Origin of the sequence: Ottowia flava (assembly GCF_008017535.1) — a bacterium.
Taxonomy (GTDB): domain Bacteria; phylum Pseudomonadota; class Gammaproteobacteria; order Burkholderiales; family Burkholderiaceae_C; genus Ottowia; species Ottowia flava.
In genome coordinates this window covers 373114-397749 of the sequence record NZ_VRUA01000003.1, presented here as the reverse complement: position 1 = coordinate 397749, position 24636 = coordinate 373114, and the positions used below count along the sequence as shown (strand labels likewise).

Here is a 24636-nt window from a genome sequence, read left to right as displayed (position 1 = left end):
GCCCGAGAACTGGCTCTTCCACTTGTAGTACGTCGGCTCGCTGATTCCGTGCTTCCTGCACGTCTCGCCGACCTTCGCTCCCATCTCGACCTCCTTGAGGATGCCGACTATCTGCGCTTCGCTGAATCTGGATTTCTTCATGTAGAGACTCCGTCTGGGGAATTCTCTACTTCCGGGTGGCTCAGGTTTTCAAGGGGACTTCATTGCCTCTTCACCAACATCGAAACCATTTCAGGAGTACCGATATGGATACCGACAACACCGCAACCAGTGTCATCTCTTCGGACAAGGTCACCGGCACGAATGTCTACAACCCGGCGGGTGACAAACTGGGGTCCATTGAAACCCTCATGATCGACAAGATATCCGGCAAGGTGCGTTACGCCGTGCTGGAGTTCGGGGGCTTTCTCGGCATCGGAACGGACCGCTACCCGCTGCCTTGGGACAGCCTCAAGTACGAGGCCAGCCACGCCGGCTACGTGATTTCACTGTCGAAAGAGCAACTCGAAGGTGCTCCACGCTATGCGCGGGACGTGGTGCCCGAGTACACCGACGCCTACGGCCGTAGGGTGTATGACTACTACGGAGTGCCATATATCTGAGTCGGTTGACGAGTTGGCCGGGCTTTTGCTTGGCCAACAAGAAGGGCCGCTGGCCCTTCGATTCCCGGACATTGAGTGCACCATCGCAGGTGAGGGATGACTTTCACTCAATAAACGCCGTTGAATTGCCCATTTCCGGCTTCAAAAATTGCATAGAAAAGTCAAATTTATGACACGGTAGCGGCAGCTGCGTCGATTCGCTAGCATGGCAGTCCTCGTGAAACTGATGTGCTCCTGGCGCAGATGTCACGTCCAAGCCATCAAGCCTCTTTTGGACGCCCGGTGGCTTCATTCTCATTGCCGCAAGGCCTCGGCATTGTCGAGTCGGCTTGCCGGTGTCCATCGAACTCTGCCAATAGAAAGAACCTCAATGCGTGCTATCAAGGAAGCCCGGAAGTACATAGAGCGCAGCCCCACCCTCCCTCAAGCGATGACGCTGTCACGCTTGGTGCTGGCGCTTGAGTCCGAAGGCGACTTCAAGATTGCCGATCTCTACCACCTTGACATGGAGCGCTTCAAACTCGCGCTGGAAATTCTGGACGAATGGCGACTCGATCGGCACTACGCCAGCAAGGCCAAACTGTTCGACGTATCCATGCAGATGGCCGTGCTGGAAGGCCAGACCGACAAGGTGGCGGCGTCGGAGTCCAAGAAGCGCTGACGTGCAGAAGTAGCGTTGCACCTGATTGGCGAGGGTTTGCCCTTGTCAGGTGCAACGCTCTTTTAAAAAGTCGCGCGTCCTGAGACGCGTGCAATCAAGCGCAGGTCCGTGCCCACCTGTGCCATTTCGTACCATTGCAAGGCAATGCCTTCGCTCAACGCTGTCAAAGGCCCAATGGCAGCGATGCCGGAGCCTTCTCCGAGCAGCGATGGCGCCTGGTAAATCAGCAACTCATCGACGCATCGCTCCCGCAGCAAGGAGCCGTTGAGCTTGAAGCCGGCTTCGACGTGCAACTCATTCACCTCACGCCGACCCAGATCACACAGCATCCCGGCCAGATCGACCTTGCCATGCGCGTTTGGCTGCACGACCACGATGGCGCCCTTCGCCTCCAACGCTCGCTTCCTCTCGTCGTCCGTCGCGGCCGCATAGATCACCACTTCCCGATCCGGCACCGACCAAAGGCGGGCATCCGGGGGCGTCTGCAGGCGGCTGTCGACGATCACCAGCGGCGGTTGGCGCGTGGCCTGCGCAAGCCTCACGTTCAACAGCGGGTCGTCCTCCAGCACCGTGCCGATACCGGTCAGCACCGCGCCCGCCCGGGCGCGCCAGCGATGACCGTCTTCCCGCGCCTGATCCGAGGTGATCCATTGGCTGGCGCCATTCGGCAGCGCCGTGCGCCCGTCCAGTGAACTCGCCACCTTCAGCCGAACCCAGGGCACGCCGCGCGCCATTCGGCTGAAGAATCCCAGGTTGATTTCGCGTGCCCGGGCAGCGCCCGGTCCAACGTCCACCTGCACACCCGCGGCGCGCAGATGGGCTATACCCTGGCCAGCGACGCGGGGGTTGGGATCTTCCAAAGCGGCCACGACGCGGCCCACCCCCGCCGCAGCCAGCGCCTCGCAGCAGGGGCCAGTGCGGCCTTGATGCGCGCACGGCTCAAGCGTGACATAGACGGTCGCCCCTCTCACACTGTGCCCACACGCTGCCGCGTCGCGCAAGGCCATGATTTCTGCATGCGCTTGGCCGACGGGTTGCGTTTGCCCCTGACCGATTACTTGGCCAGGGCGGTCGACGATCACGCATCCCACAGCAGGATTGGGCGGACAGTGCCAGCGCGCCCGTTCAGCAAGCGCCAAAGCCTGGGCCATGAAACGGTCGTCTTGCTCAGAAGTGATGTCCATGGCAGTTTCCCGGGGCAAAAGAAAACGGGCTATGTGATTCCTCACATAGCCCGTTAAGTTTTTGGCGGAGTGGACGGGACTCGAACCCGCGACCCCCGGCGTGACAGGCCGGTATTCTAACCGACTGAACTACCACTCCGCGTCGGAGCTGCTTTGCGGTTCTTGCGAACCCAAGTGCAGCCAAACTTGGCGACCCTACGGGGATTCGAACCCCGGTACTCACCGTGAAAGGGTGATGTCCTAGGCCTCTAGACGATAGGGTCAAAACCTTGGACTAACCGTTCGACACATTGGTGGAGGTAAACGGGATCGAACCGATGACCTCTTGCATGCCATGCAAGCGCTCTCCCAGCTGAGCTATACCCCCTTGGATTCCAAGGCGCTGTTGCCAGCGCTTCGAATTCGTCGGTGTCGAGCCTCGCAGTATATATCGAAAATCAGGCCGCGCGCAATCTTTGTGAAACTTTTTCGCGCGTCATGAGCGCCAGCACGGCATCGAGTGACGGCGTCTGCGGCGTGCCCATCACGAGCACCCGCACCGGCATGGCCAGTTGCGGCATCTTGAGGCCGTGCGCAGCCAGCGTTTCCTTGATGGCGGCGGACATGGCAGGCGCCGTCCATTCAACGTTATCCAGCTTGTCGGCCAGCGCCGCAATGGCGGGTTGGACCGCATCGGTCACGTGCTTGGTCAGGTCTTCGGCCGACGGGGCGACGTCCGCGTAAAACGCGCGCGCCCAATCGGCCAGCGCGACGGTGGTGTCGCAGCGGTCTTTGAACAAGCCGATGATGGCCGGCAGGCGATCATCAGGCTCAACGCCTTGCTGGCGCAGTTGCGCGGCGACCAGCGGCGTCAGGGCCGCGTCGTCCATGGCCTTCAGGTGCTGTGCGTTGACCCAGCGCAACTTGGTTTCATCGAACTGCCCCGCACTGCGGCCCAGGTGGTCGAGGTTGAACCATTCCAGGAACTGCGCGCGGCTGAAGATCTCGTCGTCGCCGTGGCTCCAGCCCAGGCGCGCGAGGTAGTTGACCATGGCGTCGGGCAGATAGCCTTCGTCGCGGTACTGCGTCACCGCCTTGGCGCCGTTGCGCTTGCTCATCTTCTCGCCCTGCTCGTTCAACACGGTGGGCAGGTGCGCAAACACCGGCACGGTGGCGCCCAGGGCTTCGAAGATGTGGATCTGGCGCGGCGTGTTGTTGACGTGGTCGTCCCCGCGGATCACATGCGTGATCGCCATGTCCATGTCGTCCACGCACACGCAGAAGTTGTAGGTGGGCGTGCCGTCCGGGCGGGCGATGACCAGGTCGTCCAGCTCGGCGTTCTGGAACTCGATGTGGCCCTTGCACTTGTCGTCCCAGCCGACCACGCCGGTGAGCGGCGTCTTGAAGCGCAGCACCGGCTTCACGCCTTCGGGAATGGGCGGCAGCACCTTGCCGGGCTCGGGCCGCCAGGTGCCGTCGTAGCGCGGCTTTTCCTTGTTGGCCATCTGGCGCTCGCGCAGCGCGTCCAGCTCGGCCATGCTCATGTAGCAGGGGTAGACGTAGCCCTTGTCCTGCAGCGTGGCCAGCACCTCTTTGTAGCGGTCCATGCGCTGCATTTGGTAGAACGGGCCTTCGTCCGGGTCCAGACCGAGCCAGGCCATGCCTTCCAGGATGACGTCGACGGCGGCCTGGCTGGAGCGCTCCAGGTCGGTGTCTTCGATGCGCAGGATGAAGTCGCCGCCCTGCGAGCGCGCGAAGGCCCACGGGTACAGCGCCGAGCGGATATTGCCCAGGTGGATGAAGCCGGTGGGCGACGGCGCGAAGCGGGTGCGCACGCGCGCGGAAGTGGGGTTTTCAGACATTTTCAGGCTCTGGCCCTACAGAAATCTGCGCGGGCAGCTATCAACAATATAGCAATCAGTTCATCGCAACACCCTGGTGCTGCGCGTGAAAAACGGGTCAGCCGACGCTGGCGCAGCTGTCCAGGCCGCGCGCCAGGTCGGCCTGGATGTCGGGCACGTGCTCCAGCCCTACGGCCAGGCGGATCAGGCCCTGCACCACGCCCGCGGCCTGGCGCTGGGCTTCGGACAAGCGGCCGTGCGAGGTGCTGGCGGGGTGGCAGATCAGCGTCTTCACGTCGCCCAGGTTGGTGGCGATGCTGCACACGCGCGTGCTGTCGATCACGTGGAAGGCGCGGGCGCGAGCTTGTTCGATGCCCTCGCCCTTCACCGCAAACGCGATCACCGCGCCGCCCACGCCGCCTTGCTGCGCCATGGCCAGCGCGTGCTGCGGGTGCGAGGGCAAACCGGGGTAGAACACGCGGTCGACAGCCGGGTGTGATTCCAGCCAGCGGGCCAATTCCAGCGCATTCGCGCTTTGCGCCTTAACGCGCACGGCCAGCGTTTCCAGCCCTTTGTGAACCACCCAGGCGTTGAAGGGCGCCAGCACCATGCCGGCGGTGCGGATCAGCGGCGCGAACACCTCGTCGACCAGCTTGCGCGAGCCGCAGATGGCGCCGGCCATCACGCGACCCTGGCCGTCCAGAAACTTGGTGCCCGAATGGATGACCAGGTCGGCCCCCAGCGAGATCGGGCGCTGCAGGATGGGTGTGGCGAAACAGTTGTCGACCGCCAGCAGCGCGCCAGCCCCATGGGCGATGTCGGCCAGCGCGGCGATGTCGCAGACCTCGGTCAGCGGGTTGGTCGGCGTTTCGGCGAACAGCAGGCGCGTGTTCGGGCGCACCGCCGCACGCCACTCGGCCACGTCGGTCTGCGACACGAAGGTGGTCTCCACACCGAACTTGGCAAACTCGCTGCCGAACAGCTTGAGCGTGGAGCCGAACATCGAGCGCGAGCAGATGACGTGGTCGCCACTTTTCAGCAGGCCCATGCCCATCAGCAGGATGGCGCTCATGCCCGAGGCGGTGGCGATCGCAGCCTCAGCGCCTTCCAGCGCAGCCAGGCGGTATTCGAACGCGGTGACGGACGGGTTGCTGGTGCGCGAATAGGTGTAGCCGTCTTCTTCGCTGGCGAAGCGGCGCGCCGACGTGGCGGCGTCGGGCTGGACGAAGCAACTGGTCAGGTACAGCGCTTCGGAGTTTTCGCCGTACTGGCTGGGCGCGAGGCCGGTGCGCACGGCCAGCGTGTCGGGGTGCAGGCCGTCGGGGAGCGGGCGGCGATCGGTAGAGGTTTCAGAAGACATGGGGCAGGTGCAGGATCAAGCCACCGTGGCGTTGGGCAAGGTCAGGCGCGAGCTGTCGCCCTCGTCTTCACCGCCTTTGACGCGGTGCTCGTTCATGCGCGCGATGTCGCTGGCGGTGATATCGCCGGTAACGTACACGCCGTCGAAGCAAGACGCCTCAAACCCCGCGATGCCAGCGTTGAGCGAACCGATGGCGCGCTTCATGGCGTCCACGTCCTGATAGATCAGCGCGTCGGCGCCAATGATTTCGCGGATCTCTTCGACCGTGCGGTCGTGCGCCACCAGCTCTTCGCTGGTCGGCATGTCGATGCCGTAGACGTTGGGGTAGCGCACCGGCGGCGCAGCGCTGGCCAGATAGACCTTGCGCGCACCGGCTTCGCGTGCCATCTGCACGATTTCCTTGCTGGTCGTGCCGCGCACGATGGAATCGTCCACCAGCAGCACGTTGCGGCCGGCAAATTCGCTGGCGATGGCATTCAGCTTCTGGCGCACCGATTTCTTGCGCACCGACTGGCCCGGCATGATGAAGGTGCGGCCCACGTAGCGGTTCTTGACGAAGCCTTCGCGGTACGGCTTGCCGATCAGTTGCGCCAGTTGCATGGCGCTGGGGCGGCTGGATTCGGGGATGGGGATGACCACGTCGATCTCGGCCGGCGGCACCGTGGAGACCACGCGTTTGGCCAGCGTCTGGCCCATGTTCAGGCGCGCCTGGTAGACGGAGATACCGTCCAGCACCGAATCGGGCCGCGCCAGGTAGACGAATTCAAACGCGCAGGGCGACAGCTGCGCCTTGTCGGCGCACTGGCGGGTGTAGACGGCGCCGTCCAGCGTGACGAACACGGCCTCGCCCGGGGCCACGTCGCGGTCGACCTGGTGGCCCGTGCCTTCCAGCGTGACGGATTCGCTGGCGACCATGACGGTGCCGTCGGCACTGCGGCCCACGCACAGCGGGCGGATGCCGAACGGGTCGCGGAAGGCCAGCATGCCGCGCCCAGCGATGTGCGCCACCACGGCGTAGGAGCCGCGCAAGCGCTTGTGCACGCCGGCCACGGCGGCAAACACCTCGTCCGGGCCCAGCGCGGCGCCGCGCGTGGCCTTTTCCAGCTCGTTGGCCAGCACGTTGAGCAGCACTTCGGAGTCGCTGTCGGTGTTGATGTGGCGGTGGTCGGTGGTGAACAGCTCGGCCTTCAACGCACGGGCGTTGGTCAGGTTGCCGTTGTGCACCAGCACCAGGCCGAACGGCGCATTGACGTAAAAGGGCTGGGCTTCTTCCTCGCTGTCGGCGTTGCCGGCCGTGGGATAGCGCACCTGGCCCAGGCCGCTGGTGCCGGGCAGCCCGCGCATGTTGCGGGTGCGAAACACGTCGCGCACCATGCCCTTGGCCTTGTGCATGTAGAACTTGCGGTCCTGCTGGGTCACGATGCCCGCCGCGTCCTGACCGCGGTGCTGCAGCAGCAGCAGCGCGTCGTAAATCAGCTGGTTGACGGGTGCGTTGCTGACAACGCCGACGATGCCACACATGGTGAAATTCCTGCGGGGAAGTGGGTGAAAAGGGGGAAACCCCAATTGTCACGCGGAAAGGTATTTGCCGAACGCCTCTGGCAACAAAGGGTGGAGCCACAGCAGTGTCATTTCAAGCCAGCTGGCACTCAGCGATTCGCGCCACCAGGGCTCCTCGCGCATCGGCGTCATCAACACCAGAGCGGCCAGCACGATCAGCACCAGCACGCCGCGCAGCATGCCAAAAAGAGCGCCAAATACGCGGTCGACCGGTCGCACGCCCAGCGCCTTGACGGCCTGCCGCGCCAGGGACGCCAGCATGCCGCAGAAAAAAGCCACGGCGATGAACACCAGCACAAACCCGGCCGCGTAACGCAGTGGCTCGGGCGATTCGCCCATCGGAAGCCAGTCGCCGACCACCATGGCCGACCAACGTGCGACCAGAAAGGCGATCACCCAGCCGGCGATCGACAGCAGTTCGAACACGAAGCCACGCCAGGCGCCCAGCACGAGCGAGGCCAGCAAAAGCGCCGCGCAGATCCAGTCGAGCGCCGACAGCACGTCACAGGCCGATGACGGCGCCACCCAGACCGGCTTTCTTCAGCGCGGCCGCGGCTTTCTCGGCTTCTTCGCGCGAGCCGAACGGCCCTACCCGCACACGGGTCCGTTTGCCAGCGCTGGTTTCCACCACCTGCGTGTAGGTTCTGACACCGGCCGCCTCCGCCTTTTGCCGCGCCTGGCGGGTCGCGGCGTCATCCGAGAAGGCGCCCACCTGGACGATGAATCGCCCCTTGGCCGCTGGCTCGTCAGGCTTGCGCTCGGGCTTGGCGTCGGCAGTCCTGCCCTCGAGCAGGGCACGCGCACGGGCTGCCTCCTCGCGCTTGGCCTTGGCTTCGGCCTCCCGCTTGGCTTTGGCGTCGGCTTCCCGCTTTGCCTTGGCTTCGGCCTGGCGCTTGGCTTCGGCTTCGCGCTTGGCGGCGGCGTCGGCGTCGCTCTCCCGACTTCCGTCGGCAGCCCGTTTGGCCTCGGCCTCCCGCTTGGCCTTGGCTTCTTGCTCGACCCTGGCACGGCGCTCGGCTTCGGCGGCCTCGCGCTTGGCCTGCTGTTCGCGCTGTTGGCGCGCAGACTCTTCGTCGCGCTGGGCGCGGGTGCTTTCCTCGCGCGCGGCCTTGGCTTCAGCATCCTGGCGCGCGCGCTGCTGTGCCGTGGTCTCGGCAGAGGCGCGCTCGCGCGCAGCCGAGGCGGCGGGCGTGCGTCCGCTGGCGGCAGCGCGCGCTGCGGCCGCAGCACCGGCTGCCACGACCTCCTCACGCTCATCCAGGCTGGCGGACGCGGGCACGGATCGCCCATCGCCGTTGCCGGCTCCGCCAGCCCCTTGCAGCGGCGGCGCCGTGTCTTTGTCGGGAATGATGATGGGCGCGTTGACCGCCACGGGGCGTGGCTGCGTGTCGAACAGCAAGGGAAAACCAACGACGGCCACCCCGACCAGCACCACGGCGCCCAGCAGTCGGTGCCGCGCGCGACGGCGGACGGTGTCGATGCTTTCCTGGGGACCGGCCGGGGCCGGCTCATTCTTGCGGCCGCGGCGACCAGTGGGTTCGGGTTGCGCTGGGGTCTGGCCGCGCTGGCGGAATTTGAAAAATGCCATGAATTCGGGGGTCAGCTTCCGGCATCCGGGGCGGGCTGCCCGGCCTGCAGCCGAGGGACGCCGTGTGCCAGCACGCCACCGACGGTGTAGAACGATCCGAAGACCACGATTCTATCAGCGGGGGTGGCAGCCACCGCCGCTGCATCCAGGGCCGCGATGGGGTTGGCGAAGGTGGCCGACGCCGCGTCCTTGCGGTGCGTCACGGCCTGCCAATCGGCCTGCAACTGGGCAGCGCTGGCCGCGCGCGATGTGGGCAGGTCGGTGAAATACCAGCGGTCGATGACCGGGTCCATGCGCGCCAGCATGGGGGCCAGGTCCTTGTCCGCCATGGCGCCGACGACGGCGTGAGTGGTCGGGTAAAAGCCCATGTTGTCGAGGTTGAGCGCCAGCGCCGCCACCGCATGCGGGTTGTGCGCCACGTCCAGCACCAGCGCGGGCTGGCCCGGCACGACCTGGAAGCGCCCTGGCAACTCGACCATCGCCAAGCCCGTGCGCACCGCCTGCGCCGTCACGGGCAGTTGTGCGCGCAACGCCGTCAGCGCGGCCAGCACGCCCGACGCGTTCAGCAACTGGTTGGCCCCGCGCAGCGCCGGGTAGGCCAGCCCGGCGTACCGGCGCCCGCGCCCGGCCCAGCCCCACTGCTGCTTGTCGCCTTCGTAGTTGAAGTCGCGCCCCAGCAGCCAGAGGTCGGCGCCGATGGCCTCGGCGTGGTCAATCACGCTTTGCGGCGGCACCGGGTCGCTGACGATGGCCGGTTTGCCCGGCCGCATGATGCCGGCCTTCTCAAAGCCGATCTTCTCTCGCGTATCGCCCAGCAGCTCGGCGTGGTCGATGTCGATGCTGGTGAGGATGGCGCAGTCGGTATCGATGATGTTGACCGCGTCCAGGCGCCCGCCCAGACCGACTTCCAGCACCACCGCGTCCAGCGGCGCCTGCGCCAACGCGTCCAGGATGGCGAGCGTGGTGAACTCGAAATACGTCAAGGAGATTTCGGCTCTGGCGCTTTCCACACGTGCGAAGGCAGCTACCAAATCCGCAGCATCCGCCGGCACGCCGCGGATCCGGCAGCGCTCTTCAAAGCGCACCAGGTGGGGCGAGGTGAACACGCCGGTGCGAAAGCCGGCCTCGCCCAAAATCGCCTCCAGCATGGCGCAGGTCGAGCCCTTGCCGTTGGTGCCCGCCACGGTGAACACGGGCACGTCAAAGCGCAGCCCCATGCGCTCGGCCACGGTGCGCACGCGCTCCAGGCCCAGCTCGATCGTGGTGGGGTGCAGGTGCTCGCAGTGGGCGAGCCAGTCTTCCAAGGTTTTCATAACGGCGGAATTGTCACCGACGGGCGCGGCGTGCGTGGCATCATCGCCCGCGATGCCCGATACCGCCACCCCCACGCTCTACGGAATTCCCAACTGCGACACGGTCAAAAAGGCCCGCACCTGGCTTGCCGACCACGGTGTGGACGCGGTCTTCCACGACTTCAAAAAGCAAGGCGTGCCGCCCGACCACCTAGCGCGCTGGCTGGCCGCCGCCGGCTGGGAAACGGTGCTGAACCGCCGCGGCACGACCTGGCGCCAGCTCCGCGCCGAAGAGCAGACCGCCGTGCACGACGCCGCCAGCGCCGCCGCGCTGCTGCAGCGCGCGCCCAGCGCCATCAAACGCCCGGTGGTCGAATGGCCGGACGGCGCCATCACCGTCGGTTTTTCGCCGGAAGACTGGTCCCAGCGCGTGGGCTGACGCCGCCGCTGCCCGAAGACCGCCATGGACGTCGAACTGCCCCGCTACGCCATCGCGGGCCACAACTGGACCTTCTGGCTGGGTTGGGTCTGGACCATCTCCAGCATCATCGTCACCAGCTGGGTGGTGATGCAGCGGCGCTCGCCCGTGTCGACGCTGGCCTGGATCATGGTGCTGAACATGATGCCGGTGATCGGGCTGGCGGTGTACGCCTACTTTGGCCCGCAGCGCGTCAAGCGCCAGCGCCTGCGCCGCTGGCACACGCGCGCGGCGCTGATGTCGCAGCGCGACCTGGAGCGGCTGCGCGCCCACCGGCCCGACGTACCCGCCTGGGCGGTGCAGCACGCGCGCCTGATCGAGGCCAGTTGTGGCATCCCCATCAGCAGCGTGCAGTCGATCGACATTCTGGCCAGCGGCGGTGCCACGCTGACGGCGCTGCTGCGCAAGATCGCCGCGGCCGAGCACCACGTGCATCTGGAGTACTACATCTTCGAGCCCGACCAGACCGGCACGCTGCTGCTGAACGCGCTCACCGAAAAAGCGCGTGCCGGTGTCGAGGTGCGCCTGCTGGTCGACGGCATCGGTTCACCCAAGCTGCTGTCGCGCAAGCACCGCCAGCTGGTCAACCGCTTTCGCGACGCGGGCGGCGAATTCGCCGTGTTCCACCCCACGCGGCTCGACCGCCTGCGCCCGCTCGTCAACCTGCGCACGCACCGCAAGATCGTGGTGGTCGACGGGCGCGTGGGCCTTTTGGGCGGCATCAACGTCACCGACGACGAGAACGAGAACTTCCGCCCGCACGACGCCTACCGCGACACGCACCTGCTGCTGCGCGGCGGCGCAGTGCGCTGGCTGCAGTACGTGTTTTTGCAGGACTGGCGCTACGCCAACGGCAAGCCGCCGCGCAGCGAGCACGAGATGCTGCCCGACGTGTCACCGGGCGAAGTGCCGGTGCAGATCGTCGCGTCCGGCCCCGACACCGACGGCGAAGCGATTCACCGCGCCATGATCGACGCGCTGAACATGGCGCGCGAACGCATCTGGATGGCCACGCCCTACTTCGTGCCGACCGAGCCCGCACTGCTGGCGCTGACCAACGCGGCGCTGCGCGGCGTGCAGGTCAAGCTGATCGTGCCCGAGCGCAGCGATTCGCGCATCGTCACCGCCGCCGCGCGCTCGTACTACAAGGAGCTGCAGGCCGCGGGCGTGCTGATCTTCGAATACCACGGGCGCATGTTCCACGCCAAGACGCTGCTGGTGGACCAGCACTACGGCATGGTCGGCAGCGCCAACTTCGACAACCGCAGCTTCCGCCTGAACTTTGAAGTCGCCGCCGCCGTGATGGAGCGCGACTTCAACCAAGGCCTGGCCCAGATGTTCGAAGACGATCTGTCGCACTGCAAGCTGGTGCCGACCGACCGCAAGGCGCCTGCCGCGCAGTACGTGTTCGAGGCGGTGGCACGGCTGGGCTCTCCGCTGCTGTAGCCCGGCGGCGGGCGTCATGCGCGCGACAGTGCGCACCGGATTTGCTACGCAATTGGTAGCTGACCACGCAAGCTCCTGTAGGGACAGAGGCCGATTTAAGTCAAATCGTCACTTGATCGGGCCGCACACGCTGCTGTGGGGCGCTGTCCGCCAGTGCGCCGGCAGCCCTGGGTAAAGAGCACGCTGCATGGGCGCGGTAGTTTCAAGCCGAATACGGCCCTGGCCCTACAGTGATCAGCGCGGTCAGCTTCTGTTTAGATAGCAAGCACGCACACCATAGCAGCCCGCGCGGGCGCTGCGGCGCCCCGCGCCTCGGGTGCCCGCCCAACGCCGGTGCCTACAATGCCGATGCAAACTTTCGTGGAGACCCGCATGCCCGCCGCAACGTTCGACAACCCGCTGGATGAACTGATCGACCCCACGCTGCTCAAGACCGACGGCCTGGTCGGCGGCAAATGGGTCAAGGGCAAGACGCGCTTCGACGTGATCGACCCGGCCACCGGCCGCAAGCTGGCCGACGTGGCCGACCTCGGCCAGCGCGAGACCAAGGCCGCCATCGATGCGGCCAATGCCGCCTGGCCGGCCTGGCGCGCGCTGACCGCCAAGCAGCGCCACGGCCTGATGATGGCCTGGTACAAGCTGATGATGGAGGCGCAGGACGATCTGGCGCGTCTGATGACGGCCGAGCAGGGCAAGCCGCTGGCCGAAGCCAAGGGCGAGGTCGCCTACGGCGCCAGCTTCATCGAATGGTTTGCCGAAGAAGCCAAGCGCGCCAACGGCGAGACGCTGCCCACCTTCGACAACAACAAGCGCATCCTGGTCACGCGCCAGCCCATCGGCGTGTGCGCCGCCATCACGCCGTGGAACTTCCCGCTGGCCATGATCACGCGCAAGGTCGCGCCGGCCCTGGCCGCGGGTTGCACCGTGGTCATCAAACCGGCCGAGCTGACGCCGCTGACCGCCCTGGCCGCCGCAGAATTGGCCGTGCGCGCCGGCATTCCGGCGGGCGTGATCAACGTCATCACCGGCACCGACGCCCCGGCCATCGGCAAGGTGCTGTGCGACAGCGACGTGGTGCGCCACCTGTCCTTCACCGGCTCCACCGAAGTCGGCCGCATCTTGATGGCGCAATGCGCGCCCACCATCAAGAAACTGGCGCTGGAGCTGGGCGGCAACGCGCCCTTCCTGGTGTTTGACGACGCCGATCTCGACAGCGCCGTCGAAGGCGCCGTGGCCAGCAAGTACCGCAACGCGGGCCAGACCTGCGTGTGCACCAACCGCTTTTACGTGCAGGACAAGGTGTACGACGCCTTCGTCAAGAAGTTCGCCGCCAAGGTCAAGACGCTCAAGGTCGGCAACGGCTTCGAGCCCGGCGTGGTGCAGGGCCCGCTGATCGAGCCGTCGGCCGTGACCAAGGTTGAAAAGCACGTGAAGGACGCCGTCAAGAAGGGCGGCAAGGTCATCACCGGCGGCAAGAAGCTCAAGGGCCAGTTCTACGAGCCCACCGTCATCGCCGGCGCCCAGGCCGACATGCTGGTCGCGCGCGAAGAAACCTTCGGCCCGCTGGCCCCGGTGTTCCGCTTCAAGACCGAGCAGGAAGGCATCGACGCCGCCAACGCCACCGAATTCGGCCTGGCCAGCTACTTCTACAGCCGCGACGTCGGCCGCATCTTCCGCGTCAGCGAAGGCCTGGAATACGGCATGGTCGGCATCAACGCCGGCATCATCTCCACCGAGCACGTGCCCTTCGGCGGCGTCAAGCAGTCCGGCCTGGGCCGCGAAGGCTCCAGCCACGGCATGGATGAGTACCTGGAAATCAAGTACCTGTGCTTGGGTGATATTCAGAAGTGAGCGTCACGCGCCGTGCGCGGCATGATGGCGGCCGATAGGGACTTGCGCACCTGCTGCGCCTGGTAGTTGACTCCGTCGCACCCCATCATCGCGAACGACCAGCCGATCCGCATTCCATTGCCGCAACAAAATTACAACAAAACACTACTATTAAATGCGGCTTTGAATTTTTATAGAGAAAATTGAACACGAAAATTTGACTTTTCGGACATTTGTTTCAATACTTTTCTGAGCACCCGCTTTGCGTGCGAAGGAACCCACAAATGTCAGGAACCACCGGTCAATGCGTCCGCTTCACCCGTGCACACGCCACCCACCCTGCACACCATGTAGGCGCGCTCGCCGCCATTGGCGCCCTGGCGCTGGCGCTACCCAGCGGTCTGCTGCACGCGCAATCGGCCTGCGCGCCCGGCCAGACACTGGCCAGCTTCGGCCTGACCGGATCTGAACAGACCTTCACCGTCCCCGCCGGGGTCACGCAACTGAACCTGACCGCACTGGGCGCAGCGGGCGGCACCAGCACCAGCGCGCTCGGCGGCGCAGGCGGCCTGGGTGCCCAGGCCAGCGGCGTGCTGTCGGTCGCGCCGGGCAATGTGCTGCGCATCTACGTGGGGGGCACCAACGGCTACAACGGGGGCGGTTCCAGCGGCCTCACCAACCCCGGCGGCGGCGGTGGCGGCGCCACGGACGTGCGCACGGGCGCCGGTGCGCTGGCCGACCGGGTGCTGGCGGCGGGTGGTGGTGGCGGTGGTGGTGGCGGTGGCATTCAAGAGGTCTTTGTCAGCCCGCGCGTCGCCTCTGGCAATGGCGGTGCCGGCGGCGCTGGCGGCGGTGCGGCGGGTACCGCAGGTGGTGACGCACTGTCTTCTGGCGTCGCTGGTGTGGGCGGGTCGGGGGGCACGGTGGGCACGGGCGGCGCGGCGGGTGTCGGCTGCGCGGGCTTTCTGGGCACTGCGGGCACCGCGGGAGGTGCGGGCGGCGCGGGCGCACAAAACGCCCCCTTTTCCAGCCTGGCTGGTGGTGGAGGCGGCGGCGGCGGCGGTTGGCTCGTGGGCGGTGGTGGCGGTGGTGGCTCTGCCGGCACGTCTGGCTGCAGCGGTAATGGAATAGGCGCGGGCGGCGGTGGCGCGGGCGGTACGTCGGGTGCGGGGATCGGCTTGTCCGGTTTTGCCAGTGCCAACGGTGTGAACGCGGGCAATGGGTCACTGCGCATCTGTTACGCGGCGCCTGCGACTGCAGTGCCCGCGCTGACCGACTGGAGCCTGTGGATGCTGTCCTTGCTGGCGGCGGGCGCCTTCGCGGCGCGCCATCGGCGCGGGCGCCGCGCCTGAGCGACCGCCGACGCAGCGACCGGGCCCTGTCATGCCGACGCCCGCAGAGGCGGCGCAGCGCGACGGGCATAACAATCGCTGCGCGGCTGCGCCACGTTGCTCGCGTAAGTGGCAACGGTGGGCCTGGACTGCTCATGCAGCACTGGTCGGGGGAGCACATTGACCCTGGAAGACTCATTATTTGGTAGCTGGCTGCGCTTGTCTCCACAAGCATATTGGCCTATTGCACGCAAATTTTGGCGCCGTTCGGTCTGGCTCGAAACGTGAATTGACACGCACCATCGGCCGCTATCATGGGTGGGACGCCGTCGCGCCGCGCCGCCGGCGCCACGGGCTTTGGCCTCTGTTGCTACCCATTCCCGCCATGGACTCCAGGATCTCTCGCTACCGACGCTCGGCCACGCTGGCCGCCTTGCTGCTGGGCGCGTTGGCGGCCCAGGCCAGCGCGCAACCGCTCTGGCTCGACGCTAGCGGCCATCCCAATGTGCCAGCGCGCGAGGTGGTGAAGTGGCTCGTCCAGTCGGACAAAGACGGCCTGCGCCCGGCCGACTACGACGCCGCTGCGCTGGACAAGGCGCTCACGGCGGCCCAGGCCCAGCTACCCAGCGCCGACGAAGCCGCTCGGTTGGACGCCCAGCTGACCGACGCGGTCGGACGCTACCTCCAGCACCTGCGCTTTGGCCGGGTGGACGCCCAGCGCGAGTTGAACGCGCATTACGACAGCGCCACCGCGCCTTCACCCGACCTGGCGCAGCTGCTGCGCGACGCGGTAGCGCGCGGTGCGCCCGATGAAGCGCTGCGAGCTGCCACCCCACCCTGGCCGCAGTACAGGCACTTGCGCGAGGCCCTGGTGGCATACCAGGCGATGGGCGAACCGGCGGCCTGGCAGCAGAAGCTGGGCGCGCCGCCCGGCGGCAAGCTGCAGCCCGGCCAGCGCTGGAACAACCTCCCGCGCCTGGCCGAGCGGCTGGCGCTGCTGGGCGATCTGCCCGCGGGTGCGGCGGCGCCCGCGTCGTACGACGCCACGCTGCAGGCGGCCGTCAAGGCCTTTCAGTTGCGCCACGGCCTGGAAGGCGATGGCGTGGTCGGCAAGACGACGATCGACGCACTGGACGTGCCGCCCGCCGCCCGCGCGCGGCAGATCGCGCTGGCGCTGGAGCGCCTGCGGCTCACGCCCATGCCGTCGGCCGCGCGCTTCATCACCGTCAACATCCCCGAGTTCGGGTTGCGCGCGTTCTCGCAGGCCACCGCGGCGACGGCAGAAGCCCAACCTCCGGTCGTGCGGCAGGACTTCGCGATGAAGGTCATCGTCGGCAAGGCGCTGGACACGCGCACGCCGCTGTTCGACGAGGACATGCGCTGGATCGAATTCAGCCCGTACTGGAACATCCCCAGTTCCATCGCGCGCAAGGAAACCGTGCCGAAGCTGCGCGCCAATCCGGGCTACCTGGCGGCGCAGGGCATGGAATTTGTGCACGGCAGCGGCATCAGCACCGCCGTCTCGCCGGAGGCGCTGAACGCCGTGCTGGCCGGGCAGTGGCGTATCCGCCAGCGCCCCGGCCCGCGCAATGCGCTGGGCAACGTCAAGTTCATGCTGCCCAACAACCAGGCGATCTACCTGCACGACACGAACGTACCCAGCCTGTTTGGCCGCACGCGGCGCGATTTCAGCCATGGCTGCATCCGCGTCGAACAGCCGGTGTCGCTGGCGCAATGGCTGCTGCAGGACCAGCCCGACTGGACCGAGTCGCGCATCCAGCAGGCTATGCACAAGCCGCGCCCGGTCACGGCCAACCTGCAGGCGCCCGTGCCGGTACTGATCGTCTACCGCACCGCGGTCGCCCTGCCGGAGGGCAAGGTCGGCTTCGTGCCCGACCTGTACGGGCTGGACGCTCGGCTGGAGCGCGCCCTGGCAGCGCCCCGCGCGGCGCAGGCGGTGGCGCCAAACGCCACCTCCAAGGCGCAGCTCGCCGCGCCACCGTTGCACTTTTCCGCTGGCGCTCCGAACCTGATAGCTGCACAATGAGCGCCGTCGCCCGCCAGTCGGTGTTTTTGCCCCCCCGATTTGTAACGTCATGAAGAACCCGCAACGCCGCCTGTTCCTGGGCCGCAGTCTGGGCGCTGCCCACGTGGCCGCCGCCGCCGTCCTGCTGCCGGGCGCCGGCCGTGCGCTGGCCGCAGCGCCCGCGTCCTCGGTCGACGCGCGCCAGCTGGCCTTCAACCACCTGCACACCAACGAGCGCATTGCGCTGGTCTACGCCAACGGCAACCATTTCGTGCCGCCGGCGCTGAACAGCCTCAACCACTTCCTGCGCGACCACTACAGCGGTGACGTGGGCGTGATCGACCCCGATCTGTTCAACCTGCTGCATGCCGTGCGGCGCGAGCTGGGCACCGAGCAACCCTTTCACGTCATCTCCGGCTACCGCAGCCCGCACACCAACGAAACCCTGCGCACCACGCGCGGCGGCGGCGTGGCCAAGCGCAGCCTGCACATGGACGGCAAGGCGATCGACGTGCGCCTGCCCGGCGTGGCACTGACCGACCTGCGCGACGCCGCCATTGGCCTCAAACTGGGTGGTGTGGGCTACTACGCGCACGACAACTTCGTGCACATCGACACCGGGCGCGTGCGCAGCTGGGGCTAGTGCGCGGCGCCAGTGCCGCGCTCGCGCGTCGTGGGGCGCGCCGCCCGCCGCCTCCCCACAGCGCTGGGGAGCCTTCGTGACCAACAGCCCGCCCGCGATTCGCACCACGTGCCGGCGCCGTGATCCGGCCCCACGCATGGCTCCCGCACCATGACCGACACCGCCCTCCCCGACGCCAGCCGACCGCTCGCCGCCGCCTGCCACTGCGGCGCGGTGCGCTTCTCCGTCTTGCTGGAGGGCGGCTGGGCCGAGGCGCGGCGCTGCAACTGTTCGTACTGCCGCATGCGCGGCGCGGTGGCGCTGTCGGCGCGGCTGACGGACATCACGGTGTTGCAGGGGCAGGACGTGTTGACGCGCTACCAGTTCAACACGGGGCAGGCGCAGCACTTCTTCTGTTCGCGCTGCGGCATCTACACCTTCCACCAGCGCCGCTCGCGCCCCGACCAGTACGGCGTGAACGCGGCCTGCATCGAAGGCGTCAGCCCCTTCGATTTTGCCGACGTGGCGGTGATGGAAGGCCGCACGCACCCGCGTGACCGGGTGGACGGCAGCACCGGGCCGCAGGTCGCCGGCTGGCTGCGTTACCGGGACGACGACGAGGCCAGTGCGCTCTGATCTTGGTAGCTGGCTGCGCAGGTGGTTGTAGGGCTGGTGGCCGATTTGATCTAAAAATCAGATCCGACCGGTCAGCGCTTCCCTTTCAGTAGCTGCCCGCGCAGGTGGTTGTAGGGCTACAGGCCTATTTCTTGACCAAATCGAGCGTCCGCAGCACACCCTGCGCCACGCGCACGCCGCTGGCCAGGCACGCGGTCAGCAGGTAGCCGCCGGTGGGCGCCTCCCAGTCCAGCATTTCGCCGGCGCAGAAGATGCCGGGGCGCGCCCGCAGTTCCAGATCGGGCGTCAGCGCGTTCAGGCGCACGCCGCCGGCGGTGCTGATCGCCTCGGCCATCGGGCGCGGCGCGCGCAGGGTGATCGGCAGCGCTTGCAGGGCGGTGGCCAGGGCCGCGGGGTCCTTCAATTCGGCAGCCGTCAGCAGTTCGTGCAGCAGCGCGGTGTGCACGGGCTGCAGGCCGAGCCGGCTTTTCAGGTGCGACGACAGGCTGCGGCTGCCGCGCGGGTGGGCGACGGCGGCGCGCACCTCATCGGGTTTGCGCGCGGGCAGCAGGTTGAGCCGGAAGGTGGCGTGGCCACTGCGCGCGATCTCGCCGCGCAGCAGCGCGCTGGCGGCGTAGACCAGGCTGCCCTCCACGCCCGTGGCGGTCAGCACGAATTCGCCGCGGCGCGTGAAGCGGCGGCCCTGGCTGTCGGTGAAATCGATCACCACGTTTTTCAGCGGCTGGCCGGCGAAACGCTCGGCGAAGTAAGGCGTCCAGCCGCCGTCGGCTGCCGCGCGCTGGTCTGCCGCTTCAGCCGTCTCGCGCCCCGCCACGTCAAACCCGCAATTGGCCGCCTGCAGCGGCGCCAGGTCCACGCCCGCGTCGGCCAACCAGGGCAGCCAGGCGCCGTCAGAACCCAAACGCGGCCAGCTGCCGCCGCCCAGCGCCAGCACGGCGATGCGCGGCGCGATGACGCGGTCCTCGGCCGGCGTTTTCAAAAGAAATTGGCCTGCAGCCCTAGAGCCATCTACGCGACCAGCTACGCTATCAATAGCATTCTGCGCGTCCGCCGGCGCCCAGCCGACCCAGCGCTGCCGCATGTGAAAGCGCACCGGCGCCGCGCCGGGCGCCGCGGGCTGGCGCAGGCGGTGCAGCCAGGCGCGCAGCAGCGGCGCGGCTTTCATCTCGGTCGGGAAGACGCGCCCGGACGTGCCGACAAAGGTGTCGATGCCCAGCCCGGCCGCCCAATCGCGCGTGGCCTGCGGGCCAAAGTCGCGCAGCCAGTCAGCCACCGCGCCGGCCTGCTCGCCGTAGCGGGTGACGAAGGCGTCCAGCGGCTCGGCGTGCGTCAGGTTCAGACCACCGCGGCCGGCCAACAGAAACTTGCGGCCCACCGAGGGCATGGCATCGAACACGTCGACGGCGACCCCGGCGCGGCCCAGCACCTCGGCCGCCATCAGGCCGGCAGGGCCGGCGCCGATGACGGCGACTTGTGGGGTGATGGCGGTGTCGGGCAACGGGTGCGCGGCTTGGAGGGTGGGCGCAAGGGCGTCGGATAGGGCAGAAGGCACGACGTGATTGTCGCTGTTGGCCGCTGCGCTCATGGGGTGGCTGAAGCACATCGTGCCGTGCCCGCACAGAAAGCGCCAGAGATGCCCGGTCGGCACATCTTGCTATGCTTTTAGGCTTATTTTCACCTGCGCTCGGGCGCGCTTGCACCGCGCGCCCCAAGGGCAATACCCACCCATGTTTTCCTCGCTGAACGAGGGGTCGTTTCTGCTGGCCGTGGCGGCCATTCTGCTGACGCCCGGCCCCACCAACACGCTGCTCGCGGCTTCGGGCAGCAGGATTGGACTGCGCCGCTCGCTCATGCTGCTGCCCTTTGAAGGTTTCGGCTACCTGCTGGCCACCAGTATGTGGGGCGGGCTGCTGCACAACCTCGCGGACGACCACCCGCTGGCGCTGCGCGCCATCAAGCTGATCTGCGGCTTGTACATCGCCGCGCTGGGCTGGCGGCTGTGGCGCACCGCGGCGCACCCCGCGGTGACGGAGCGCGCGTCTGCCGTGGGCGGCCGCGCCTTGTTCATCGCGACCCTGCTTAACCCCAAGGCGGCGGTGTTTGGCATGGCACTCTTGCCGCCGACCACCTGGGACAGCCTGTGCAACTGGGGCGTGGTGATGACGGCCTTCCTGACGCTGGTGATCAGCATCGGCAGCCTGTGGATCGGCCTTGGCGCCACGCTGATGGGCGGGCGCGTGCGCTGGCTGCAGCCGCAGACATTCCAGCGGCTCGCAGGGACCGTGCTGGCGGGCTTTGCCGTGTGGCTGGTTGCAAACGCCCTGCTGCTCTGAGGTGCTGGGCGGCGCCCTTCACGGCGAGCGCCCAGGGCGCGAGCAGCGCTCGCGCGCGCCTCACCCATCGCGCGCGCGCTGCGCCAGCGATGCGATGAAGAAGTCCAGCACACCGTGCAGCGTGGCCGGCGTGTCGGTCTGCGGCAGCTGCCATTCGGGAAAGTGCCCGTCCGCCGCCATGCGCGCCAGGCCATAGACCATGGCGCGTGACGCGACCAGCGCGTGTTCGCGCTCGGCGGCGCTGACGTGTGTGCCCAGCGCTTCATCGAGCAGGCTGCGCATCTGGCGGCGCAGCCCTTCGTTGGCCGCTGCGGTGGCGGGCGAGCCGCCGCCGTCCAGCTGCGTGCGGTCGCTGATCACGCGAAAGTGCGTGGGGTAAGCGCTGGCCCAGTCCAGGTAGGCGTGGCCGATGGCGGCCAGGCGCTGCAGCGGCGGCTGGCCGGCGGCGGCGGCCAGGGCTTGCGTGGCGCTGGCGGCCAGGCGCTCGGTCGCCTGTTCGGCCACGGCCGTCAGCAGCGCGGCGCGCGACGCGAAATGGCGGAACGGCGCGCCGGGCGACACGCCGGCGCGCTTGGCGGTTTCGCGCACGCTGAGCTGCTCCACGCCCTGTTCGTCAATGATGGCCACGGCCGCTTCGATCAGCGCCTCGCGCAGGTTGCCGTGGTGGTAGGGGCGCGGCGCGCGGGCCGCAGCGGCCTGCGCCTCGGCCGGTTGGCCGCGGGCCGCTTCGGTGCGCTGGGCAGCCGCATCGGCGGCGCGGCGCTGGGCATGCGCGGCGGGTTTGGCGGGCATCGCGGACGCTACGTGCTGCCCCGCGCCGCCGGGCTGCGCGGGTGGGGCCGCACGGCTGCGCCGGGGCGACGGTGCGGACGCCGCCGGCGCACCGCGCTGGGCTGGCTTCGTCCTGGACCCAGGCTTCACGGCCGCCGCGCGGTCGTTGCGGGCGGGTGGATCACGGGGGGCATCGGTTTTTTCAGGCATTTGCACATTGTCATGTAATCAACGCTTATTTTGCGCTAGACTCGCGTCGCTTTATGTAATCTGCGATCACATCAAGCGGTTTTTTCTTCAACACCTTCTTTCCAAGGAACCACATGCGCAACCGAATGACCGCGAAGTTCGCCTCTGCCCTGCTGCCCACGCTGGCCGCCGTGGCCACACTGGCCGCCCCGCTGACCACCACCGCGCAAGAAGCGCCTGTGCTGCGCATCACCTGGCCGCTGGACGGCGCCACGCTGCCGCTGGGCCCCGACGCCGCCGGCCGCACCATTGGCGTGGTGGTCGACAGCAACTTCAAGCTCAAGCCCGCCGGCCAGTGCGGCAGCGACCCGCGCTGCGGCCACGTGCACATGAAGATCGACCCCGACGGCGACACCTGCAACCTGCCCGGGCGCCCCTACAACAGCATGAACAGCGACTTTGGCGGCCCGCTGATCAAGGCCAACTTCGGCGCCTGCGCCACCCCGACCGGCGAACACGTCATCGGCATCCTGCTGGCCGACGACCACCACAAGCCGGTGCTGGTGGGCGGCAAGCCGGTGACTGCGCTGGTGAAGGTCACGACGCGCTGAGCCGCCGACGCCGAAGCGCGCGCGCCGGGTTCGCCGCAAGCCCCAGCGCCATCGTCAGGATGCCGCGGCGCGTGCGTGCTCGTAGGCCTTCAGCCGCGTGTAGACCACCGCCAGCAGCGGCGTCGCCACGCCCTTGGCTGCGCCCTGGCGCAGCAGGTCGCCGACGACGGCGTCGGCTTCGATGCGCTGGCCCGACAGCAAATCGCGCGCCATCGACGCCATCAGCGGCGACGTGGGGCTGAACAGCAGCGGCTCCAGCCGCGCCCACATCTCGGGCCGCGGCGGGTGCCCGTGTGCGCGCGCCACGGCGTCGCATTCGGCCGCCACCGCCTTGGCAAATTCCAGCCCGCCCGGCGCGGCGACGATGTGGTTGATGGACGTGCCCATCAGCGTGGTGATGGCCGCCAGGGAGGCGATGAAAGACCCACTTCTCCCACATGTCGTGTTCGATATCGGTGGACAGGCGCGCGCCAAAGGCCTGCGCCATCACGCCGTGGATGGCGACGGCGCGGCCTTGCATGGCCGCGTCGCGCGCCCCAACGGCCAGGCTTTGCATGGTGTTCAGGTGCACGATCTCCTTGGCGGCGCCCAGCGTGGACGAGATCTCGGCCAGGCCGCCGAACACCGCGCGCCGGCCCAACTCGCCGTCCAGCACGGCCAGGTGCTGCATGCCGTTCAGCAGCGGGATGATGACCGTGTCCGGCCCCACAGCCGGGCGGATGTCGGCCACGCACGCCGCCAGATCGTAGGCCTTGCTGCTGAGGATGATCACGTCGACCGGACGCGTGATGGCAGCGGCCTGCACCGTCTGCGGCGACGCAATCGTGGCGTCACCCACCTGGCTATGGATCACCAGCCCGCGCGCCGCCAACTCCGCCGCCCGCGCCGGGCGCACCAGAAACGTCACGTCCTGCCCGTGCTGCGCCAGCCGACCCCCAAAATACCCGCCGACCGCACCGGCACCCACCACCAGAAATTGCATCGCTGTGTCCCCGTTGTGTTGCACGGCCGCTGGCTGCACAGCGCGCGGCCGAGGCTGCAGCATACGGGGCAGCTGCTGGGCGGTCTATTGGCGGCAACGACGTGAATGAGGGCAATTGCGGGGGGGGGGTCAGTGCACGCAGCACATATCAAACGGAGCCCGACAAATCCTCTGGCGTTGCACACCCCTGGGCACGCTGGTTAGAACTGCTGGGCAGCGGTCGAGATCGGGATCTGTACTGCGCCAGCGTCGTCCTGGTGGCCAACGACGACCACGTCTATTCCTGCCTGCACCACTTCGACTTGGCCGAATGCACCGTGCCCCGCCCGCTGGACCGCGGCCGAAGCGGCCCACTTGATGACCCGCTTCAACATGTGTCGCATCGCCGAAGACCGCGTGTTTGAGAGCAGCCACACGTTCAACCTAGACGCGGATGCACGGCACTGACGCGACGCCTCTGCTCAATCTGTGAAGCCCCACATATGTGTTACATTTTTTTACCAGGCAACACCGCCTTCGCGCATCACTACTAAGTTTATCTAAATCGAGGATCAACGTATGGATTGGAAAGAAATCGGCGCTTGGGCGATTGCTGCAATTGCTGCGCTCGGTGCTGTTGGTTTCGTTTGAAGCTCACCTTCAATCGCAAATCAACGCGTTCGACAAGCACTCACACAGTAACACAAAACAACAATCAAGCCGGTCGGGACATTATCGGCGGTGACAGTATTGACAAATCGAAGCGTTAGCTACTGAATGCCTACTACGCAATTAGGCAATACTGCAGGTCGAGATGTTATCGGTCGCGACAAGATCGAGAACACGTATCTGTCGCCGCCAACCTCGCTTTCTCGCCTTTATCAAATATTGCGAGACGCTGATAAAGCAACGCCTTACACCGCACAGATTGCGGATCAGTTACAGCACTACTGTAATACGTCGACAAATGCCGATGTCCGTGGACTGAAAGAAAAACTGACGGCGGGCAAACGGCAGGACTTGATCGACGACGCTATGCAATGGAAGCAAAAAGCTTCCAAGCTAGTCATGAAATGGCAGACGTCGCCCGCCGCCCAGGACATCCTCACTCATATCCTGGCAAAATTACACACCGAGTTCATATTTAACGCGCGTCCAGCGATAGAGGCCGAGAAGTCCCGCGAAGAAGTCGATGAGATTGTCATATCAAAAGTCATTCAACCCACTCACGCGATGCTTGGAGAGAACGACCTTGGATTGACATATCTTGACCTAATGGGTCTACTTTTTTTTCTCGGTGGCAATTGCCACATACGGTGGGACAAATGCTAATCT

The 24636-nt window shown here is 67.0% G+C and carries 24 protein-coding genes, 3 tRNA genes and 1 pseudogene; 12 read left to right on the top strand and 16 right to left on the bottom strand.

The window, feature by feature from the left end:
- A partial coding sequence (locus tag FVQ98_RS06065) for a transposase (protein WP_147912517.1) occupies nucleotides 1–141 on the bottom strand: 141 nt, incomplete at its 3' end.
- Between the two features lie 104 nt (nucleotides 142–245).
- On the opposite strand from FVQ98_RS06065, the gene FVQ98_RS06060 reads away from it, so the two are divergent.
- The gene (locus FVQ98_RS06060; protein WP_147912516.1) at nucleotides 246–602 is read left to right on the top strand and encodes a PRC-barrel domain-containing protein; all 357 of its coding nucleotides are present in this window, start codon (nucleotides 246–248) and stop codon (nucleotides 600–602) included.
- 430 nt (nucleotides 603–1032) lie between these two features.
- Complete coding sequence (locus FVQ98_RS06055) at nucleotides 1033–1263, top strand: hypothetical protein (RefSeq protein ID WP_255507644.1); 231 nt, start codon at nucleotides 1033–1035, stop codon at nucleotides 1261–1263.
- A gap of 62 nt (nucleotides 1264–1325) precedes the next feature.
- Here FVQ98_RS06055 and ribD read toward each other — a convergent pair whose 3' ends face one another.
- The 10 genes from ribD to folC form a co-directional block, all read right to left on the bottom strand.
- Nucleotides 1326–2447, bottom strand: a complete 1122-nt coding sequence (gene ribD, locus FVQ98_RS06050) for a bifunctional diaminohydroxyphosphoribosylaminopyrimidine deaminase/5-amino-6-(5-phosphoribosylamino)uracil reductase RibD (protein ID WP_147912514.1) — start codon at nucleotides 2445–2447, stop codon at nucleotides 1326–1328.
- A 62-nt stretch (nucleotides 2448–2509) separates the two neighbouring features.
- Nucleotides 2510–2586 (bottom strand) — tRNA-Asp (locus FVQ98_RS06045).
- Nucleotides 2587–2634: 48 nt separating this feature from the next.
- A tRNA-Glu gene (locus FVQ98_RS06040) sits at nucleotides 2635–2710 on the bottom strand.
- A 28-nt stretch (nucleotides 2711–2738) separates the two neighbouring features.
- Nucleotides 2739–2814: transfer RNA gene (locus tag FVQ98_RS06035), tRNA-Ala, on the bottom strand.
- Between the two features lie 70 nt (nucleotides 2815–2884).
- Nucleotides 2885–4288: a glutamate--tRNA ligase gene (gene gltX / locus FVQ98_RS06030; RefSeq protein WP_147912513.1), complete on the bottom strand. Its 1404-nt coding sequence runs from the start codon at nucleotides 4286–4288 to the stop codon at nucleotides 2885–2887.
- A gap of 97 nt (nucleotides 4289–4385) precedes the next feature.
- Nucleotides 4386–5627 carry an O-succinylhomoserine sulfhydrylase gene (locus tag FVQ98_RS06025; protein ID WP_147912512.1) on the bottom strand — a complete coding sequence of 414 codons (1242 nt, stop codon included), beginning with the start codon at nucleotides 5625–5627 and terminating at the stop codon, nucleotides 4386–4388.
- 15 nt (nucleotides 5628–5642) lie between these two features.
- Complete coding sequence (gene purF, locus FVQ98_RS06020) at nucleotides 5643–7148, bottom strand: amidophosphoribosyltransferase (protein WP_147912511.1); 1506 nt, start codon at nucleotides 7146–7148, stop codon at nucleotides 5643–5645.
- Between the two features lie 48 nt (nucleotides 7149–7196).
- Nucleotides 7197–7712, bottom strand: a complete 516-nt coding sequence (locus FVQ98_RS06015; RefSeq protein WP_370512926.1) for a CvpA family protein — start codon at nucleotides 7710–7712, stop codon at nucleotides 7197–7199.
- Nucleotides 7690–8775 carry an SPOR domain-containing protein gene (locus FVQ98_RS06010; protein ID WP_147912510.1) on the bottom strand — a complete coding sequence of 362 codons (1086 nt, stop codon included), beginning with the start codon at nucleotides 8773–8775 and terminating at the stop codon, nucleotides 7690–7692. Before FVQ98_RS06010 ends, FVQ98_RS06015 begins: the two co-directional genes overlap by 23 nt.
- A gap of 11 nt (nucleotides 8776–8786) precedes the next feature.
- On the bottom strand, nucleotides 8787–10088 hold the full coding sequence (gene folC, locus FVQ98_RS06005; protein WP_147912509.1) for a bifunctional tetrahydrofolate synthase/dihydrofolate synthase: 1302 nt from the start codon (nucleotides 10086–10088) through the stop codon (nucleotides 8787–8789).
- 52 nt (nucleotides 10089–10140) lie between these two features.
- On the opposite strand from folC, the gene FVQ98_RS06000 reads away from it, so the two are divergent.
- From FVQ98_RS06000 to FVQ98_RS05970, 7 genes are all read left to right on the top strand, one after another.
- Nucleotides 10141–10506 carry an ArsC family reductase gene (locus FVQ98_RS06000; protein WP_147912508.1) on the top strand — a complete coding sequence of 122 codons (366 nt, stop codon included), beginning with the start codon at nucleotides 10141–10143 and terminating at the stop codon, nucleotides 10504–10506.
- A gap of 24 nt (nucleotides 10507–10530) precedes the next feature.
- Nucleotides 10531–11991, top strand: a complete 1461-nt coding sequence (gene cls / locus FVQ98_RS05995) for a cardiolipin synthase (RefSeq protein WP_147912507.1) — start codon at nucleotides 10531–10533, stop codon at nucleotides 11989–11991.
- 372 nt (nucleotides 11992–12363) lie between these two features.
- Nucleotides 12364–13842: an NAD-dependent succinate-semialdehyde dehydrogenase gene (locus FVQ98_RS05990; protein WP_147912506.1), complete on the top strand. Its 1479-nt coding sequence runs from the start codon at nucleotides 12364–12366 to the stop codon at nucleotides 13840–13842.
- Between the two features lie 263 nt (nucleotides 13843–14105).
- A complete protein-coding gene (locus FVQ98_RS20225) occupies nucleotides 14106–15173 on the top strand; it encodes a hypothetical protein (protein ID WP_147912505.1) in 1068 nt (355 codons plus the stop codon).
- Nucleotides 15174–15537: 364 nt separating this feature from the next.
- Nucleotides 15538–17199: a L,D-transpeptidase family protein gene (locus tag FVQ98_RS05980; RefSeq protein WP_255507643.1), complete on the top strand. Its 1662-nt coding sequence runs from the start codon at nucleotides 15538–15540 to the stop codon at nucleotides 17197–17199.
- A gap of 49 nt (nucleotides 17200–17248) precedes the next feature.
- Nucleotides 17249–17821: a YcbK family protein gene (locus tag FVQ98_RS05975; RefSeq protein ID WP_147912504.1), complete on the top strand. Its 573-nt coding sequence runs from the start codon at nucleotides 17249–17251 to the stop codon at nucleotides 17819–17821.
- A 150-nt stretch (nucleotides 17822–17971) separates the two neighbouring features.
- Nucleotides 17972–18436, top strand: a complete 465-nt coding sequence (locus tag FVQ98_RS05970; RefSeq protein WP_147912503.1) for a GFA family protein — start codon at nucleotides 17972–17974, stop codon at nucleotides 18434–18436.
- Between the two features lie 124 nt (nucleotides 18437–18560).
- Here FVQ98_RS05970 and FVQ98_RS05965 read toward each other — a convergent pair whose 3' ends face one another.
- On the bottom strand, nucleotides 18561–19988 hold the full coding sequence (locus FVQ98_RS05965; protein WP_370512925.1) for a BaiN/RdsA family NAD(P)/FAD-dependent oxidoreductase: 1428 nt from the start codon (nucleotides 19986–19988) through the stop codon (nucleotides 18561–18563).
- 175 nt (nucleotides 19989–20163) lie between these two features.
- Here FVQ98_RS05965 and FVQ98_RS05960 point away from each other — a divergent pair, with 175 nt between their 5' ends.
- On the top strand, nucleotides 20164–20769 hold the full coding sequence (locus FVQ98_RS05960; protein WP_187265639.1) for a LysE family translocator: 606 nt from the start codon (nucleotides 20164–20166) through the stop codon (nucleotides 20767–20769).
- A gap of 60 nt (nucleotides 20770–20829) precedes the next feature.
- On the opposite strand, the gene FVQ98_RS05955 is transcribed toward FVQ98_RS05960, so the two are convergent.
- The gene (locus tag FVQ98_RS05955) at nucleotides 20830–21561 is read right to left on the bottom strand and encodes a TetR/AcrR family transcriptional regulator (protein WP_147912500.1); all 732 of its coding nucleotides are present in this window, start codon (nucleotides 21559–21561) and stop codon (nucleotides 20830–20832) included.
- Nucleotides 21562–21863: 302 nt separating this feature from the next.
- Here FVQ98_RS05955 and FVQ98_RS05950 point away from each other — a divergent pair, with 302 nt between their 5' ends.
- Nucleotides 21864–22340, top strand: coding sequence for a hypothetical protein (locus tag FVQ98_RS05950; RefSeq protein ID WP_255507642.1), 477 nt, complete (start codon nucleotides 21864–21866; stop codon nucleotides 22338–22340).
- Nucleotides 22341–22394: 54 nt separating this feature from the next.
- Here the strand turns inward: FVQ98_RS05950 and FVQ98_RS19865 are convergent, their stop codons facing one another.
- The 3 genes and pseudogenes from FVQ98_RS19865 to FVQ98_RS19595 all read right to left on the bottom strand — a co-directional run bounded on the left by FVQ98_RS19865 (nucleotide 22395) and on the right by FVQ98_RS19595 (nucleotide 23696).
- Nucleotides 22395–22727, bottom strand: a complete 333-nt coding sequence (locus FVQ98_RS19865; protein WP_222707561.1) for a ketopantoate reductase C-terminal domain-containing protein — start codon at nucleotides 22725–22727, stop codon at nucleotides 22395–22397.
- Between the two features lie 202 nt (nucleotides 22728–22929).
- Nucleotides 22930–23322, bottom strand: a pseudogene (locus FVQ98_RS20265) (2-dehydropantoate 2-reductase N-terminal domain-containing protein); the annotation flags it as partial.
- A 200-nt stretch (nucleotides 23323–23522) separates the two neighbouring features.
- Nucleotides 23523–23696 (bottom strand): hypothetical protein, encoded by a 174-nt coding sequence (locus FVQ98_RS19595; RefSeq protein WP_187265638.1) that lies wholly within the window; start codon nucleotides 23694–23696, stop codon nucleotides 23523–23525.
- A gap of 382 nt (nucleotides 23697–24078) precedes the next feature.
- Here FVQ98_RS19595 and FVQ98_RS05940 point away from each other — a divergent pair, with 382 nt between their 5' ends.
- The gene (locus tag FVQ98_RS05940) at nucleotides 24079–24633 is read left to right on the top strand and encodes an ABC-three component system protein (RefSeq protein WP_147912499.1); all 555 of its coding nucleotides are present in this window, start codon (nucleotides 24079–24081) and stop codon (nucleotides 24631–24633) included.
- Nucleotides 24634–24636: the final 3 nt, after the last annotated feature.

Bases quoted from the DNA above. Each gene is read 5' to 3' on its own strand.
- FVQ98_RS06060 (WP_147912516.1), top strand. From the start codon at position 246: ATGGATACCGACAACACCGCAACCAGTGTCATCTCTTCGGACAAGGTC.
- FVQ98_RS06055 (WP_255507644.1), top strand. From the start codon at position 1,033: ATGACGCTGTCACGCTTGGTGCTGGCGCTTGAGTCCGAAGGCGACTTC.
- ribD (WP_147912514.1), bottom strand. From the start codon at position 2,447: ATGGACATCACTTCTGAGCAAGACGACCGTTTCATGGCCCAGGCTTTG.
- gltX (WP_147912513.1), bottom strand. From the start codon at position 4,288: ATGTCTGAAAACCCCACTTCCGCGCGCGTGCGCACCCGCTTCGCGCCG.
- FVQ98_RS06025 (WP_147912512.1), bottom strand. From the start codon at position 5,627: ATGTCTTCTGAAACCTCTACCGATCGCCGCCCGCTCCCCGACGGCCTG.
- purF (WP_147912511.1), bottom strand. From the start codon at position 7,148: ATGTGTGGCATCGTCGGCGTTGTCAGCAACGCACCCGTCAACCAGCTG.
- FVQ98_RS06010 (WP_147912510.1), bottom strand. From the start codon at position 8,775: ATGGCATTTTTCAAATTCCGCCAGCGCGGCCAGACCCCAGCGCAACCC.
- folC (WP_147912509.1), bottom strand. From the start codon at position 10,088: ATGAAAACCTTGGAAGACTGGCTCGCCCACTGCGAGCACCTGCACCCC.
- FVQ98_RS06000 (WP_147912508.1), top strand. From the start codon at position 10,141: ATGCCCGATACCGCCACCCCCACGCTCTACGGAATTCCCAACTGCGAC.
- cls (WP_147912507.1), top strand. From the start codon at position 10,531: ATGGACGTCGAACTGCCCCGCTACGCCATCGCGGGCCACAACTGGACC.
- FVQ98_RS05990 (WP_147912506.1), top strand. From the start codon at position 12,364: ATGCCCGCCGCAACGTTCGACAACCCGCTGGATGAACTGATCGACCCC.
- FVQ98_RS20225 (WP_147912505.1), top strand. From the start codon at position 14,106: ATGTCAGGAACCACCGGTCAATGCGTCCGCTTCACCCGTGCACACGCC.
- FVQ98_RS05980 (WP_255507643.1), top strand. From the start codon at position 15,538: ATGGACTCCAGGATCTCTCGCTACCGACGCTCGGCCACGCTGGCCGCC.
- FVQ98_RS05975 (WP_147912504.1), top strand. From the start codon at position 17,249: ATGAAGAACCCGCAACGCCGCCTGTTCCTGGGCCGCAGTCTGGGCGCT.
- FVQ98_RS05970 (WP_147912503.1), top strand. From the start codon at position 17,972: ATGACCGACACCGCCCTCCCCGACGCCAGCCGACCGCTCGCCGCCGCC.
- FVQ98_RS05960 (WP_187265639.1), top strand. From the start codon at position 20,164: ATGTTTTCCTCGCTGAACGAGGGGTCGTTTCTGCTGGCCGTGGCGGCC.
- FVQ98_RS05955 (WP_147912500.1), bottom strand. From the start codon at position 21,561: ATGCCCGCCAAACCCGCCGCGCATGCCCAGCGCCGCGCCGCCGATGCG.
- FVQ98_RS05950 (WP_255507642.1), top strand. From the start codon at position 21,864: ATGCGCAACCGAATGACCGCGAAGTTCGCCTCTGCCCTGCTGCCCACG.
- FVQ98_RS19865 (WP_222707561.1), bottom strand. From the start codon at position 22,727: ATGGGCACGTCCATCAACCACATCGTCGCCGCGCCGGGCGGGCTGGAA.
- FVQ98_RS19595 (WP_187265638.1), bottom strand. From the start codon at position 23,696: ATGTTGAAGCGGGTCATCAAGTGGGCCGCTTCGGCCGCGGTCCAGCGG.
- FVQ98_RS05940 (WP_147912499.1), top strand. From the start codon at position 24,079: ATGCCTACTACGCAATTAGGCAATACTGCAGGTCGAGATGTTATCGGT.